Source organism: Salinicoccus sp. HZC-1, from assembly GCF_046736035.1.
Taxonomy (GTDB): domain Bacteria; phylum Bacillota; class Bacilli; order Staphylococcales; family Salinicoccaceae; genus Salinicoccus.
In genome coordinates this window covers 939,220-953,348 of record NZ_CP177130.1, presented here as the reverse complement: position 1 = coordinate 953,348, position 14,129 = coordinate 939,220, and the positions used below count along the sequence as shown (strand labels likewise).

Here is a 14,129-nt window from a genome sequence, read left to right as displayed (position 1 = left end):
TTCGTCGTTTTTCTATATAACAGGTCCGATAAAAGTTATCAGACATTTCTGATATGTGATATTGAAAGTAATCTTATAACGTTTGGAGAAAGAAATCAACACTTAAATCATAAATCATTTTAAATTATCTAATATTTCTGACAATGAAACCGTTTACAATCCTTTCATGACAAGGTTTAAATAAAAACTGATTTTTTTAAACTTTTTTATGTTTTACTGTAAAAAAAGGCCTCCCCGGCGGATACCGGAAAGGCCTGATCACATTTATTTAGTTAAAAAGTCTGTTACAGCACCCTGTGATGAACAAGTGACGTTATGGGCGTATTTGCCCAGCACGCCTTTTTTGTAAAGCTCCGGTGCTGTCCATTCCGCTTTGCGTTTTTCTATCTCTTCATCGGATACTGCAAATGAAATCTCTTTCTTGTCAGAATCGACCGTAACGATATCGCCTTCCTGAAGGAAGGCAATCGGTCCGCCGGCCTGCGCTTCAGGTGCAATATGTCCGACTACGAGACCATGTGTGCCGCCTGAGAACCGTCCGTCAGTAAGCAGTGCGACTTTCTCACCCATGCCTTTACCAACCAGCAGGCTCGATACAGACAGCATTTCCGGCATGCCCGGTCCGCCTTTAGGTCCGACATAACGGATTACAAGCACATCGCCTTCATTAATTTCATTATTCAATACTGCGTCTGTCGCTTCTTTTTCATTATCATATACCCGTGCCGGACCTTCGTGGTGTTTCACTTTGACTCCGGAAACCTTGGCAACCGCGCCTGTCGGGGAAAGATTCCCCTTAAGAACGATCAGCGGGCCATCCGCACGTTTCGGATTATCAAGCGGCATGATGACATCCTGCCCCTCGTTAAGATCATCCACTTCAGCCAGGTTTTCTGCAACAGTCTTGCCCGTTACAGTCATGCAGTCCCCATGGATGTAACCTTCTCTGTGGAGCATCTTCATGACACCCTGCACGCCGCCTGCTTTATAAAGGTCCTGCATCACATAGCGGCCGCTCGGTTTCAGGTCAGCCAGATGAGGGACCTTTTCCTGCATGCGGTTAAAGTCATCAATTTTGATATCCACTTCGGCTGCATGGGCGATTGCAAGCAGATGCAGGATTGCATTTGTCGATCCGCCAAGTGCCATGACAACCGTAATTGCATTTTCAAATGCTTCTTTTGTCATGATGTCTTTCGGGTAGATGCCCTTTTCCAGAAGGTTGTATACCGCTTCACCGGCAGCTTTAATATCTTCAGCTTTTGCCTCGGATTCGGCCGGATTGGAGGCACTGCCCGGCAGACTCATACCCATCGCTTCCATTGCGGAAGCCATTGTGTTCGCTGTGTACATACCGCCGCATGCCCCTGCACCCGGACACGCACTGCATTCGATTGCATTCAGTTCTTTGTCGTCGATATCTCCGTTGTTGTGTTTGCCCACACCTTCAAACACGGATACCAGATCGATATCCTGTCCGCGAAGGTCACCCGGGGCGATTGTTCCGCCGTATGCGAATACAGCAGGCACTTCTGCGTTTGCGATCGCAATCGCACACCCCGGGATGTTTTTATCACATGCACCGATTGCCACGAGACCGTCGAGATTCTCAGCTCCGACAACTGTTTCAATGGAATCAGCGATCAAGTCGCGGGAAGGCAGTGAGTAGCGCATACCCTGTGTCCCCATGGAAATACCATCAGATACAGTTATTGTATTGAATTGAAGCGGCACTCCGCCGGCTTCCTTTGCGCCTTTTTTAGCTTCCAGTGCCAAATCGTTCAAGTGGATGTTACATGGTGTCACTTCCGCCCAAGTACTCGCAATACCAATTTGCGGCTTGGTGAAACTTTCATCCGTCAATCCCACCGCACGGAGCATCGCCCGGTTTGGCGCTTTTACATTACTCTCAGTATAGACATGACTTTTGATGCGTAAATCCTTTTTTGTTTTTCCTTCAGTAGACATATTCTGGACCACCTTTTATTATCTTTCAATTATTTATTATACATGTACTTGCTCAACACCGGCTTTTTTATCCTTTTCAGGTGCTTCGCTGTCATCGGTTTTCTTACTCATCCATGTAGCGATCAACGACCCTGAAATATTGTGCCATACACTGAACAATGCTGCCGGTACTGCTGACAGGGGTGAAAAGTGTGCTGCGGACAGAGCGGCAGCAAGACCTGAGTTTTGCATACCCACTTCGATAGATACTGTTTTCTGGTCGGCAAGCCTTAAACCAAATATTTTTGCCGCCCCGAAACCTACTCCATAACCTATGAGATTATGTAAAATGACCACCAGGAAGATCAGTAACCCTGATTGGACGATCGCTTCGGTGTTTCCTGCAACAACGGCCGCAACAACACCCACAATACCTATGACGGATACCAGCGGAAGCACTGCAATGCCTTTTTCTATGTGATCACCCAGCAGGTATCTCACAACAAGGCCTAAAATCACCGGAACTAAAACAATTTGTACGATGGATATGAACAGATCCATGAATGATACAGGCAACCATGCACTCGCAAGCAATAAAGTGAGCGCCGGTGTCAGTACTGGTGCGAGCACTGTCGAAACTGCTGTTGCAGTCACTGACAGCGCTGTATTCCCTTTTGCCAGGAATGTCATGACATTCGAAGACGTTCCGCCCGGGGCGCACCCGACAAGAATTACACCCACTGCAATTTCAGGCGGCAGCTGGAAGAGAAAAACCAGTCCTAAAGCGATTAGCGGCATGATTGTATATTGGGCGATGACCACGATGAACACGATCTTCGGCGCCTTTAACACTCTCTTGAAATCATCAAGCTTTAAAGTAAGCCCCATGCCAAACATGATTATTCCCAGAAGCAGATTGATATAAGCACCAATCCATGTAAACCCTCCGGGAAATATAAAAGAGATTACTGCAAATAAAATAACCCAGACTGCGAAAGTATTTCCGACAAACTGGCTGAACCTGGCAACTGCTTTCATTACATTCCCTCCTTATTGGACCCAAACCTATTCAGTTTTGGTTAAAACTATAAAGAGTATATTAGCAGATAATTCAAAATTAGCCTAGGTCTTTAATTAAAATTTTTTGAATCTTTGAAATATAACTTAGAGGATTTATGTTGGAAAACAATTGCAAACATCCTATTGGTATCGCTTACAATAAAGTGATGTATATATATAAAATATGAAATAATACTTATTTTTTATGCTGGCAATTAAATAAGTCATTTGATTCTGATATATGAATTACATAATTTATATTGTACAAAGGAGAATACAAAGGGATTATGTGAAATTAATAAAGAGCGCCGGCGATGCCGGCATCATCAAAACAGTATTTTGAATCAAAGAGAGAGATTGCCGACCAGTTCTTAGAAATTTTGGAGTTGGGCAAAAAAGACGGAACATTTCATCCGGACAGATGCTGTCGTGAAATAATACTGCCGATACTTAACAACTTCGGCATTTTCTCACAACAACTGACAATCTCTTATTCTGTATTAAAAATCAGGGGAGATCCGACACCGGTTCAACAGTTGAAAACCATCAGCCAAACTTAACTGGATTATTTGATAACGGAGTAATAGAATCAAAAAGAGCACCCAATCTTTTTTTAGATCGGGTGTTCTTATTTCAACAATTATTATTTGCCATTATTACGTCGGTCTAGATTATTTCTTCTTTCACGTGAAGCATCATAATCATAATTATCATTTTTTGATGGGCGACGACGTTTGTCTTCCGTATCATTCAATGTTTTACCATCATCTCCGTCAACCTCATCAGTAAATCCTGATGTTCCATCCCGGCGTGCATACTCTTCCTCAGTCACCGGTTCAGTCGTTTCACGTGAATCGATATTGCCGTCGACATATCTGTCAGATTCCCCATTGATGTTGTCATTACCTACATAACGATCGTCACCGCGTTGCAGGCGCTCATCATCGTAAGTGGTTACTCCTGCATCCGAACGGCCCTCGTCACGGTTTCTGTAATCCCGTTCTGTTTCATCATCAATTGTTCTGAATTTACGGGTTTCCTCTAGATCGTTATTTTCATAGGAGTTGTCTGACTGTGCACGGTCGTAAGTCTTCACATCGTCCGTACGCTCATCTCCATCATCCTGTCTTCTGGATGCTGCGCCACCGGCAGCCCCGGCACTTGCAGCAGTACTTCTGTCTGCTCTGTCTTCTTCACGCATGCGGTTGTCATAATCATCATGTCTTCTCTCTTCGCCTGCCGTATGAGTATCATCATGAGGAATGACGCGGTCTTTTCTGACGAAGAGCAGAATCGCCGCAATTACGAAGAACAACGGGATAAGACCCGTGATTACAGCGAAGACCAGCGGTGCAGTCAAAATACCTGCAATAAGCAGCAGGAATCCTGCTAATATTCTACGTCTCATCATAATTAGACCGAAAAGGCCCAGAATCAATGGTATTGCCAGATATAGTGCAATCATCCATGAACTGTTTAGCGCGTTAAGTACTTGCTCGGTCATCTGATCAGGTGAAAACTCGCCTGATCCTTGCTGGGCAATGACATCCTGCACCTGCTGTCTGGTAGAATCAATGAATGCCGGATCATTTACCATCACTAAAGAAAAGAATAAAATTAAGCCTGTAATCGCGAGTAGTGCAATCCATGCCAGCCAGCCGAAAATTCTTTCAGCTATCCGGCTAACCGGCTCTACAGTTTGTGTATATTGTTTTTTAGCCATAATGCCCTCCAAAAGTTTTTGTCTTTATATTGAATATTACCCTACATGACATATTTTAATCAAATATACCTATCATTAATCCGGTAATAATATATAAAATCCTGATATGTATATGAAAAAAGGCCGTGAAATTTCACGGCCTTTTTTATCAGACTTTTATCGTCTGTTCTTCTTCTATTTCCTTTAACTGTTTCACAGCCTGGTATGCTTCAATACCACTGCTCTGCTTAAATTCACGGAATATCGTTTTTTCTTCCGCTTTGGATGGGACAACGTTTTTAAACCTGCGGTAGTTTTCATTTAAAATATCGGAGGATACACCTTGATCAAATGCCTGCTCTACTGTTTCAAAAAACTGGACAACAACAATAATCTCTTCTGTCGTCCAGTCCACATCAATCGGGTAACTGTATTCTTCAGTCATATTGTTAAACTCACTCCCTGTATAAGAAAAGGCGCCCTAAAAGGACGCCTGATTTACAATATTCACTATTACATAGTGTGTATTGGTTGGCCGAGAACAACGTCTGCTGCTTCCATCGGAATTTCACCGAGTGTTGGATGCGCATGAATTGTCAAAGCGATATCTTCAGCAGTCATGCCAGTTTCAACCGCAAGACCGAGTTCAGCAATGACGTCGGAAGCACCAGTTCCTGCAACCTGAGCGCCAAGGAGAAGCCCATCTTCTTTACGTGAAACAAGTTTGACAAAACCGTCTGTTTCATTAAGACCAAGCGCACGACCATTCGCTGCGAATGGGAATTTACCTGTCTTAACTTCAAAACCAGCTTCTTTAGCGTCAGCTTCGTTGTAACCTACAGTCGCGAGTTCCGGTTCAGTGAAGCATACAGCAGGGATGCCGAGATAATCCACTTCGGATTTTCCTCCGGAAATTACTTCAGCTGCAACTTTAGCTTCGTAGCTTGCTTTGTGTGCAAGTGGAAGCCCAGGCACAATATCGCCGATTGCAAAGATATTGTCTACAGATGTTCTTGACTGCTTGTCTACTTCAACAAGACCCTTGTCAGTCATCTTGATACCAAGTTCTTCAAGTCCGAGCTCATCAGTATTCGGCTTACGTCCTACAGTAACAAGTACGTAGTCCGCTTCGACTTCCTGTGTTTCGCCTTTGGCTTCGTAAGTCACTTTAACACCGTTATCAGTTTCTTCAGCAGACTGAGCCATCGCTTCAGTTACGATTGTAACGCCTTTTTTCTTGAGGTTCTTTTTAACAACCTGTGTCATTTGTTTTTCGAATCCGCCGAGAATATCTTTAGTACCTTCCAAAATTGTCACTTCAGTGCCGAAGTTTGCATATGCAGTACCGAGTTCGGAACCGATGTAGCCTCCGCCGATGACAACGAGTTTTTCCGGTTTTTCTTCAAGAGCAAGTGCTCCTGTGGAATCCAGTACACGTTCGCCATATTTGAATCCAGGTATTTCAATCGGACGGGATCCAGTAGCGATAATTGCATTTTTAAATTCGTAAGTCTGAGATTGTTTTTCATCCATGACTTTCATTTTGCCAGAATCAACGAAGTAAGCTTCGCCTTTGACAATTTCCACTTTGTTGCCTTTAAGCAATCCTTCGACACCGCCAACGAGTTTTTTAACTACGCTTTCTTTGAAGGATTGGACTTTTGAAAAGTCGAGTTTGACGCCTTCAGTTACAACACCCATGTCTTCAGAGTGTTGAGCCTGATGGAAACGGTGTGAAGAAGAGATCATCGCTTTGGAAGGAATACATCCAACGTTCAGACATACACCGCCAAGGTCACCCTTCTCAACAATTGTTACTTTCTGACCGAGCTGTGCTGCACGAATTGCTGCAACATAACCGCCTGGTCCGGCGCCAACTACTATAGTATCAGTTTCAATAGGAAAATCTCCAACTACCATATGCTCTTATCCCTCCATTAGTAATAGTTCTGGGTTGTTAAGCAGACGCTTAACGTGATTCAATGCATTCTGTGCTGTCATTCCGTCAATTTGTCTGTGGTCGTAGCTCATAGAAAGTGCAAGCACTGGTTTCGCAACGATTTCACCATCTACTACCATAGGTTTTTGCTCAATGCGGCCAATTCCCAGGATAGCGACTTCAGGTTGGTTAATAACAGGTGTGAACCATTGTCCGCCAGCTGATCCAAGATTGGAAATCGTCATGGATCCACCTTTCATTTCTTCACCAGACAACTTACCGTCACGTGCTTTGCCGGCAAGCTGGTTGATTTCATCAGAAATTTCGAACATAGATTTCTTATCTGCTTCCTTGACTACAGGTACAACAAGACCTCTTTCAGTATCGGCAGCAATACCCACATTATAGTAATGTTTCTGAATTACTTCAAATGTTTCATTGTCGATGGAAGTATTCATTTGCGGGTATTTCTTAAGCATTGATACAAGTGCCTTCACAACGTATGGCAGGAATGTCAGTTTGACGCCCTGGTCTGCAGCCACTTCTTTGAATCTCTTTCTGTGATTCCAGAGTGCTTCCACTTCCACTTCGTCGAGATGGGTAACGTGTGGAGATGTCTGCTTGGAGTTGACCATTGCTTTCGCAATCGCCTTTCTCATACCACTCATCTTCTCACGTGTTTCCGGATATTGGCCTTCAGGCGCCGCCTTGGTTTCTGCGGAAGCTGCCTCTTCAGAAGCTGTTTCTTCAGTTTCAGCGGATGCATCAGAAGTTTGCTCGCCATTCGCGAATGCTTCAACATCTTCTTTAAGCACACGTCCGTTTTTGCCGCTGCCGGACACCTCATTTATGTCTACATCGTTATCGCGGGCAAACTTACGCACAGAAGGCATCGCGATGACGCGCTCTCCTGAAGTTTCTTTTTTGTCAGATTCCTTCTTATCAGGAGTTTCTTCTTTAGTTTCATCTTTTGATTCAGAATCTGATTTTTCTTCGGATTTTTCTTCTTTGGCGTCGTCTGCTTTTTCTTCTGATTTATCATCAGAGGCGTCCGCTTCCCCGCTGTCTTCAGAACCATCGTCAATCGTTACGATTGTTTCACCGACAGTTGTTACAGTACCTTCTTCAACGTGAAGCTTTTTAACAGTACCGTCAACTGGAGATGGGATTTCTACAACAGCTTTATCGTTTTGTACTTCTGCCAGTACATCATCTTCTTTGATTTCTTCGCCCTCGGAGATGAACCATTTAACAACTTCACCTTCGTGGATACCTTCACCGATATCCGGCAGTTTAAATTCATATGCCACAGTAACTTCCTCCTTTAGTGGTGATTAAAAATCCATTACCTGTTTTGCACGTTCTATAATGTCGTCCTTGTTCGGAAGCCAGATGCTCTCTGCCTGTGTGAAAGGATAAACAGTATCAGGCGCTGTTACACGCATGATTGGTGCTTCGAGACTCAGGATTGAGCGTTCTGACAGTTCTGAAACAACGTTTGCTGCCACTCCCGCCTGGCGCTGTGCTTCCTGAATTACAACGGCACGGTTAGTTTTTTCAACTGATTCTACAAGTGTTTCATAGTCAATCGGTGATACGGTTCTGAGGTCAATGACTTCAGCAGATATATCTTCTTCTGCAAGTGCATCTGCTGCTTTAATTGCTTCCTGAACCATGGCACCGTAAGCGATCAATGTAATATCATCGCCTTCTCGTTTGACCTTCGCTTTGCCGATTTCAACAGTGTAGTCCTCTTCCGGAACATCTTCACGGAATGAGCGGTAAAGTTTCATGTGCTCAAGGAATATGACCGGATCGTTCGAACGGATCGCTTGAATCAGCAGACCTTTCGCATCTGTCGGGTTTGAAGGAATGACCACTTTTAGTCCTGGTGACTGTGCCATCAGTCCTTCAAGAGAATCAGCGTGCAGTTCCGGCGTATGCACACCGCCGCCGAATGGTGCACGGATTACAACCGGCGTTTCTTTGGACGCACCGGAACGCGCTCTGTTACGGGCGATTTGTCCGGCTATGCCGTCCATCGCTTCGAAAACGAACCCAAAGAATTGGATTTCAACGACTGGACGGTAGCCCTCGAGAGTGAGGCCGAGACCCATTGAAACCAGTCCGCTCTCAGCGAGCGGTGTATCGAATACGCGATCTTCGCCAAATTCCTTTTGAAGACCTTCGGTCGCACGGAATACACCGCCGTTTACACCAACATCTTCACCGAAGACGAGGACATTTTCGTCATTTTTCAATTCAGTGGCCATCGCATCAGTGATCGCCTGAATCATTGTCATCTCTGCCATTGATTATTTCGACTCCTTTTCTTTGTAGACTTCATACTGTTCTTCTAGGTTAGAAGGCATTTCGTCATACATATTATCCATCAATTGAGTAACAGTCTGTTTTTCAGTTGCATCTGCTTCTTTGACGGCTTTCTTAATGTCTTCTTTAGCCTGTTCCATCACTTCGTTCTCTTTTTCTTCACTCCAGAGGTCTTTTCCCTCAAGGAAAGCACGGAAGCGAACGAGAGGATCTTTTTTCTCCCAATCAGAATCTTCGTCGGAAGTTCTGTAACGGGTCGGGTCATCCCCTGCCATTGTATGCGGACCGTAGCGGTAGCACAGCATTTCTATTACAGTCGGACCGCCGCCGGCAACTGCACGGTCGCGTGCATCTTTTGTCACTTTATAGACAGCGAGCGGATCCATGCCATCAACCAGAACACCTGGCACACCGGATGCCACTGCTTTTTGTGCAAGTGTTTTGGCAGCCGTCTGCATTTCCCACGGTGTGGAAATCGCGTAGTGGTTGTTCTGAATGACGAAGATTGCCGGAGCCTTATAGGCACTTGCAAAGTTGATGCCTTCATAGAAGTCACCCTGGGAAGTACCGCCGTCACCAGTGTAAGTGATTGCGACAGCATCTTTTTCACGTTTTTTAATACCAAGCGCAATACCGGCAGTCTGTACATACTGCGCGCCGATAATAATCTGCGGACTCAACGCATTCACACCTTCAGGGAATTGGTTCCCTTTGAAGTGTCCTCTTGAGAACAGGAATGCCTGCGTCAGCGGGAGACCATGCCAGATCAGCTGTGGAACATCACGATAGCCCGGCAGGATGTAATCCCCTTTTTCCAGTACATACTGACTTGCCAGCTGTGAAGCTTCCTGTCCTGCAGTCGGTGCATAGAAGCCAAGCCGTCCCTGTCTGCTGAGGGAAATTGAGCGTTGGTCCAGGACGCGTGTCCATACCATGCGTTCCATCAGCTCTACAAGCTCGTCATCAGATAAGTCGGGCATCTCCTGTTCGTTCACGACCTTGCCTTCCTGGTCTAAAATCTGGAACATTTCAAACTTGTTTTCGATCTCTTCAAGCAATTTTACTGGATCGAAGCTTTTTTTCTTCGGTGCCATAAACTGTTCACCATACCTTTCAAATTTTCAATGATTAACTATATTTTATCATATGCTGTTATATTAGTAAAATAAACACAACTATAACAGACCCTTCAAAACGTTGATTTAAAGCGTTTCTCTGTACTATAACAGCAGAACCTGTTATATAATACAGCGCTTTCATTGTCTATTCTTTTATCAATTCCTCAATCTCTTTTTTAATTTCGTTCACCTTAGCCGTTTCCTCTTCAAAAGCATCAGCTTTCTCTTCAACTTTTTGATATTCTTCGCCCAGGCTGTTCAATTGTTCATCTACCTCATCCTGTGAGATATCCTCCTCTCCAAGGTATTCAAAAATTTGTTTTTCACTTTCGAGAACTGATTTGTAACTGCCAATCATCTCCCCGTGTGCCTGGTATCTCGCATCCATGGCATTCACAAGCGATTCTGCTTTTTTCCTGTTGGATTCGTCGGAAATCTCTTCAATATATTGCTTAGATGATTCCATGCGGCTTCTGCTGTCCTCCATTATGGCTACTTCCGCATCCAGCTGTTCAATACGGGCTTCAGTGTTATCTACAAGCTGCGAACTGATTTCAGGCAATTCTTCCCTTGTTGCATTTTCAAGCGATCCCTGAAGTTCAGCCTTCTCACTCTCCAGAGAATTGAATTCCTGAGAAACTGACTCAATATCCTTTTCCACTTCAACGGTCTCTTGAAACGCATTATAAAAATCCGTCAGCTCATCTTCATCTGATGAACACCCGGCAATCATCACTATTGTCAGCGCCAGTCCCGTGATTAATTTCTTCATACTCCGACCTCCAAATATCGATTTTTTATAAATATTATAATTTGAGAATATCACAATCCCTCGTATATTATAGTATAATAAATAAATGTATATATGAAACAGGAGGGTTTTATTTTGCTCACTATGAAAGATATTGTCCGCGATCCTGATCCGATCCTCAGGAATAAAGCGGCAGAAATAAAAGAAATAGATCAGGAAACAGTTGAACAGCTTAAAGAAATGAGAGAATATCTCGTAAACTCACAAAATGAAGAGACTGCCGAAAAATACGGTCTCAGACCAGGTGTTGGGCTTGCCGCACCGCAGGTTGGTCTTGATAAAAGGATGCTTGCGATTTATATAGAGGGAGAAGATGGTGAAGCAGAATACGACTTCATGCTGATCAACCCGAAAGTGAAAAGCCATTCTGTAGCAGAAACTTACCTTCCCAGCGGAGAAGGCTGTCTGAGTGTGGACGAAGATATCCCCGGACTCGTGCACCGTCACCAAAGGGTTAAAGTGACTGCCCTGGATATCGCGGGTAAGCCGATCGAAATCAAAGCGAAAGGGCTGCTCGCTGTCGTCCTTCAGCATGAACTCGATCATCTGGATGGTGTAATGTTCTATGACCGTATTGACGAAGAGATGCCGATGGAGCCTAAAATCGGTGCAAGACCGGTTGAATGATAAATGTTTTTGATCAGCTGCGGCTGGTCTTTTTTATATCTGACATCAAAAAACGCAGCAAGTTCATTAAATGAACTCGTCGCGTCTTTGTTTAAACGGAATATTATGCTCGTATAATTTTTTCTTAAGTGCCTCAAATGTTTCTTCATCCAAAAGTTCCGGATCGTGATTGTGACGTTGCTTATGTACGTCTTCATCACCAGCCGGCTCTTCGTAAATATAATTCATGACTACAACATCAGTATGCACATTGAATTCCAATCTGATCATATCCCGGTCCTGTCTTTCACGCTCTAAAAGGATCGTTTCGAAGATTTTCTTTTCTTTCATATTTTATCCCTCCACTTTCTTCTATTATAAAGTCTTTGCATGTCATACGTCTATAATGTAAAATAAACTTAAGCTGAATGAGGGATGTGGTCTGTATGCTTAAACGTTTACGCAAGAAGCTGAAGCAGAAGCTTAGACGCATTCTCGGTAGAAAAGGGTTGCTGAATAACGAATACATGAAGGGGGACTAACACCCCTCTCCTTATTGTGCTGTCTTAAGCAGCACACATTTTTTTATTGTAACCATTAAAATCACTATAATTTTAAAATATTAATATAAGTATATGAAGGAGATAATAACAAATGGCAGTTTTTAAAGTATTTTTCCAGGAAACACTGGATTACAGAATTATTCGCGAGGATACACATACCCGTTATTTTGAAGCAGAATCTGAAACGGATGTAAGACTTGGCCTGAAAGATGAAAGCTATAACATTGAATTCGTACAAGAATTGAGTCCCGAGCACCTGGAGTACGAAAAAGAGAACAACTCAGACTTTAAGGTGGAGAACTTCTGATGACTCTTGAAAAAGGTGAAGTAGGTGTATTCGCCCTCGGGGGACTCGGGGAAATCGGAAAAAACACTTACTGCGTGGAGTATAAGGATGAAATCATAGTGATAGATGCAGGGATTAAATTTCCCGATGACGAACAGCTTGGCATTGACTATGTCATCCCGGATTACACGTATCTGAAAGAGAATCAGGACCGGATCAGTGCACTTATTATTACCCACGGTCATGAGGACCATATCGGCGGAATTCCATTTTTACTAAAAGAAATGAATGTACCCATTTATTCCGGACCGCTTGCGCTCGGTTTAATCCGCAATAAACTGGAGGAACACCATCTCCTCCGCACAGCAGAACTGAATCCGATCGAAGAAGATACAGTACTGAAATTCAAACACATGTCAATTGAGTTTTATCTCACCACGCATTCGATTCCGGAAGCATACGGTGTCGTTGTAAAAACACCGGAAGGCAACATTGTTCATACAGGTGACTTCAAATTTGACTTTACACCGGTCGGTGAGCCGGCAAATATTGCCAAGATGGCCCAGCTTGGTGAAGAAGGTGTGCTCTGCCTCCTCTCCGATTCTACAAATGCGACGGTGCCTAACTTTACTATCAGTGAAAAAGCTGTCGGTCAGAATGTAGAAGATATTTTCAGAAAATGTACAGGGAGAATCATTTTCGCAACCTTTGCATCTAATATTTACCGTGTCCAGCAGGCTATAGATGCAGCGGTCAAGCTTGACCGTAAAATCTGCATTTTCGGCAGAAGCATGGAAAACAATATCCGCATCGGTACCGAACTCGGCTATATTAAAGCGCCGCCGGAAACATTCATTGAACCGAAGATGATCAACAAAATTGAAAAGCATAAAGTGATGATTCTCTGTACCGGTTCCCAGGGTGAGCCGATGGCTGCCCTCTCCAGAATCGCAAATGGGACACACCGTCAGATCAGCATAATCCCGGATGACACTGTAGTTTTCAGTTCGTCACCAATCCCTGGTAACACGCTCAGCGTCAACCGTACTATCAATGCATTGTACAAAGCAGGAGCAGACGTAATCCATGGAAAACTGTCCAACATTCATACTTCAGGACATGGATCCCAGGAAGAACAAAAACTTATGCTGAGACTGATGAGACCAAAGTACTTCATGCCAATTCACGGTGAATACCGCATGCTTCATCTGCATAAAGAACTCGCCGTCAATACAGGTATTGATCCTGAAAATGTTTTCCTTATGGAAATCGGCGACGTGCTTGCACTTAAAAAAGACAGTGCGAGACATTCACACCGTGTTCCGGCCGGGACAGTATTTGTTGATGGTATAGGCATTGGAGATATCGGTAACATCGTGCTCCGCGACAGAAAAGATCTTTCTGAAGAAGGACTTGCGATTGTCGTTGTTTCCATCGACTTTAAAACCGGCGAACTGTTAAGTGGACCGGATATCATTTCACGCGGTTTTGTTTATATGAGAGAGTCATATGGGCTGATCCGCAGTGCCGAAAAGAAGATCAAAGGCGATGTCATCAATCTTTTAAATACTAAAAATGATGCTGAATGGTATCACGTGAAGCAGCTTATCATTGAAGAACTCAGCAACCATCTCTACAGAAAAACACGCAGAAGACCGATGATTCTGCCGATGATCATGAGAGTCAATCAGGATGCTGAAACCACACAAAAACAATAATGACAAAAAATTATCCCCTGACCGGACCGGTCAGGGGATGTTTTTGTTT

At 43.9% G+C, this 14,129-nt stretch carries 14 protein-coding genes; 4 read left to right on the top strand and 10 right to left on the bottom strand.

The window, feature by feature from the left end:
• Positions 1 to 264: 264 nt before the first annotated feature.
• Both ilvD and ACKRAT_RS04760 read right to left on the bottom strand, forming a co-directional pair.
• Positions 265 to 1,968, bottom strand: a complete 1,704-nt coding sequence (gene ilvD, locus ACKRAT_RS04765; protein ID WP_411843956.1) for a dihydroxy-acid dehydratase — start codon at positions 1,966 to 1,968, stop codon at positions 265 to 267.
• Between the two features lie 36 nt (positions 1,969 to 2,004).
• A complete protein-coding gene (locus ACKRAT_RS04760) occupies positions 2,005 to 2,985 on the bottom strand; it encodes a bile acid:sodium symporter family protein (RefSeq protein ID WP_411843955.1) in 981 nt (326 codons plus the stop codon).
• A 335-nt stretch (positions 2,986 to 3,320) separates the two neighbouring features.
• Between ACKRAT_RS04760 and ACKRAT_RS04755 the strand changes: the two genes are divergently transcribed.
• Complete coding sequence (locus ACKRAT_RS04755; protein ID WP_411843954.1) at positions 3,321 to 3,566, top strand: hypothetical protein; 246 nt, start codon at positions 3,321 to 3,323, stop codon at positions 3,564 to 3,566.
• An 83-nt stretch (positions 3,567 to 3,649) separates the two neighbouring features.
• Here ACKRAT_RS04755 and ACKRAT_RS04750 read toward each other — a convergent pair whose 3' ends face one another.
• From ACKRAT_RS04750 to ACKRAT_RS04720, 7 genes are all read right to left on the bottom strand, one after another.
• The gene (locus ACKRAT_RS04750; protein ID WP_411843953.1) at positions 3,650 to 4,729 is read right to left on the bottom strand and encodes a DUF4064 domain-containing protein; all 1,080 of its coding nucleotides are present in this window, start codon (positions 4,727 to 4,729) and stop codon (positions 3,650 to 3,652) included.
• A gap of 148 nt (positions 4,730 to 4,877) precedes the next feature.
• A complete protein-coding gene (locus ACKRAT_RS04745) occupies positions 4,878 to 5,153 on the bottom strand; it encodes a UPF0223 family protein (protein ID WP_411843952.1) in 276 nt (91 codons plus the stop codon).
• Positions 5,154 to 5,221: 68 nt separating this feature from the next.
• The gene (lpdA, locus tag ACKRAT_RS04740) at positions 5,222 to 6,628 is read right to left on the bottom strand and encodes a dihydrolipoyl dehydrogenase (protein ID WP_411843951.1); all 1,407 of its coding nucleotides are present in this window, start codon (positions 6,626 to 6,628) and stop codon (positions 5,222 to 5,224) included.
• Between the two features lie 6 nt (positions 6,629 to 6,634).
• Positions 6,635 to 7,957: a dihydrolipoamide acetyltransferase family protein gene (locus ACKRAT_RS04735; RefSeq protein ID WP_411843950.1), complete on the bottom strand. Its 1,323-nt coding sequence runs from the start codon at positions 7,955 to 7,957 to the stop codon at positions 6,635 to 6,637.
• Positions 7,958 to 7,981: 24 nt separating this feature from the next.
• Positions 7,982 to 8,959, bottom strand: coding sequence for an alpha-ketoacid dehydrogenase subunit beta (locus ACKRAT_RS04730; protein WP_411843949.1), 978 nt, complete (start codon positions 8,957 to 8,959; stop codon positions 7,982 to 7,984).
• Positions 8,960 to 8,962: 3 nt separating this feature from the next.
• Positions 8,963 to 10,072: a pyruvate dehydrogenase (acetyl-transferring) E1 component subunit alpha gene (pdhA, locus tag ACKRAT_RS04725; RefSeq protein WP_411843948.1), complete on the bottom strand. Its 1,110-nt coding sequence runs from the start codon at positions 10,070 to 10,072 to the stop codon at positions 8,963 to 8,965.
• A 169-nt stretch (positions 10,073 to 10,241) separates the two neighbouring features.
• Positions 10,242 to 10,868 (bottom strand): YkyA family protein, encoded by a 627-nt coding sequence (locus ACKRAT_RS04720; protein ID WP_411843947.1) that lies wholly within the window; start codon positions 10,866 to 10,868, stop codon positions 10,242 to 10,244.
• A gap of 114 nt (positions 10,869 to 10,982) precedes the next feature.
• On the opposite strand from ACKRAT_RS04720, the gene def reads away from it, so the two are divergent.
• Positions 10,983 to 11,534, top strand: coding sequence for a peptide deformylase (gene def, locus ACKRAT_RS04715; RefSeq protein ID WP_411843946.1), 552 nt, complete (start codon positions 10,983 to 10,985; stop codon positions 11,532 to 11,534).
• A 66-nt stretch (positions 11,535 to 11,600) separates the two neighbouring features.
• Here the strand turns inward: def and ACKRAT_RS04710 are convergent, their stop codons facing one another.
• Positions 11,601 to 11,864 carry a hypothetical protein gene (locus ACKRAT_RS04710; RefSeq protein ID WP_411843945.1) on the bottom strand — a complete coding sequence of 88 codons (264 nt, stop codon included), beginning with the start codon at positions 11,862 to 11,864 and terminating at the stop codon, positions 11,601 to 11,603.
• A 303-nt stretch (positions 11,865 to 12,167) separates the two neighbouring features.
• Between ACKRAT_RS04710 and ACKRAT_RS04705 the strand changes: the two genes are divergently transcribed.
• Together ACKRAT_RS04705 and rnjA are read left to right on the top strand one after the other, a co-directional pair.
• Positions 12,168 to 12,383, top strand: coding sequence for a DNA-dependent RNA polymerase subunit epsilon (locus ACKRAT_RS04705; RefSeq protein WP_411843944.1), 216 nt, complete (start codon positions 12,168 to 12,170; stop codon positions 12,381 to 12,383).
• Entirely contained in the window at positions 12,383 to 14,080 is a 1,698-nt protein-coding gene (gene rnjA / locus ACKRAT_RS04700; RefSeq protein ID WP_411843943.1) for a ribonuclease J1, read from the top strand. The genes ACKRAT_RS04705 and rnjA overlap by 1 nt, the downstream gene beginning before the upstream one ends.
• Positions 14,081 to 14,129: the final 49 nt, after the last annotated feature.

Coding starts and splice junctions, on each gene's coding strand:
- rnjA (WP_411843943.1), top strand. CDS start 12,383: ATGACTCTTGAAAAAGGTGAAGTAGGTGTATTCGCCCTCGGGGGACTC.
- pdhA (WP_411843948.1), bottom strand. CDS start 10,072: ATGGCACCGAAGAAAAAAAGCTTCGATCCAGTAAAATTGCTTGAAGAG.
- ACKRAT_RS04760 (WP_411843955.1), bottom strand. CDS start 2,985: ATGAAAGCAGTTGCCAGGTTCAGCCAGTTTGTCGGAAATACTTTCGCA.
- ACKRAT_RS04750 (WP_411843953.1), bottom strand. CDS start 4,729: ATGGCTAAAAAACAATATACACAAACTGTAGAGCCGGTTAGCCGGATA.
- ACKRAT_RS04720 (WP_411843947.1), bottom strand. CDS start 10,868: ATGAAGAAATTAATCACGGGACTGGCGCTGACAATAGTGATGATTGCC.
- ACKRAT_RS04730 (WP_411843949.1), bottom strand. CDS start 8,959: ATGGCAGAGATGACAATGATTCAGGCGATCACTGATGCGATGGCCACT.
- ACKRAT_RS04710 (WP_411843945.1), bottom strand. CDS start 11,864: ATGAAAGAAAAGAAAATCTTCGAAACGATCCTTTTAGAGCGTGAAAGA.
- ilvD (WP_411843956.1), bottom strand. CDS start 1,968: ATGTCTACTGAAGGAAAAACAAAAAAGGATTTACGCATCAAAAGTCAT.
- ACKRAT_RS04745 (WP_411843952.1), bottom strand. CDS start 5,153: ATGACTGAAGAATACAGTTACCCGATTGATGTGGACTGGACGACAGAA.
- ACKRAT_RS04755 (WP_411843954.1), top strand. CDS start 3,321: ATGCCGGCATCATCAAAACAGTATTTTGAATCAAAGAGAGAGATTGCC.
- ACKRAT_RS04705 (WP_411843944.1), top strand. CDS start 12,168: ATGGCAGTTTTTAAAGTATTTTTCCAGGAAACACTGGATTACAGAATT.
- lpdA (WP_411843951.1), bottom strand. CDS start 6,628: ATGGTAGTTGGAGATTTTCCTATTGAAACTGATACTATAGTAGTTGGC.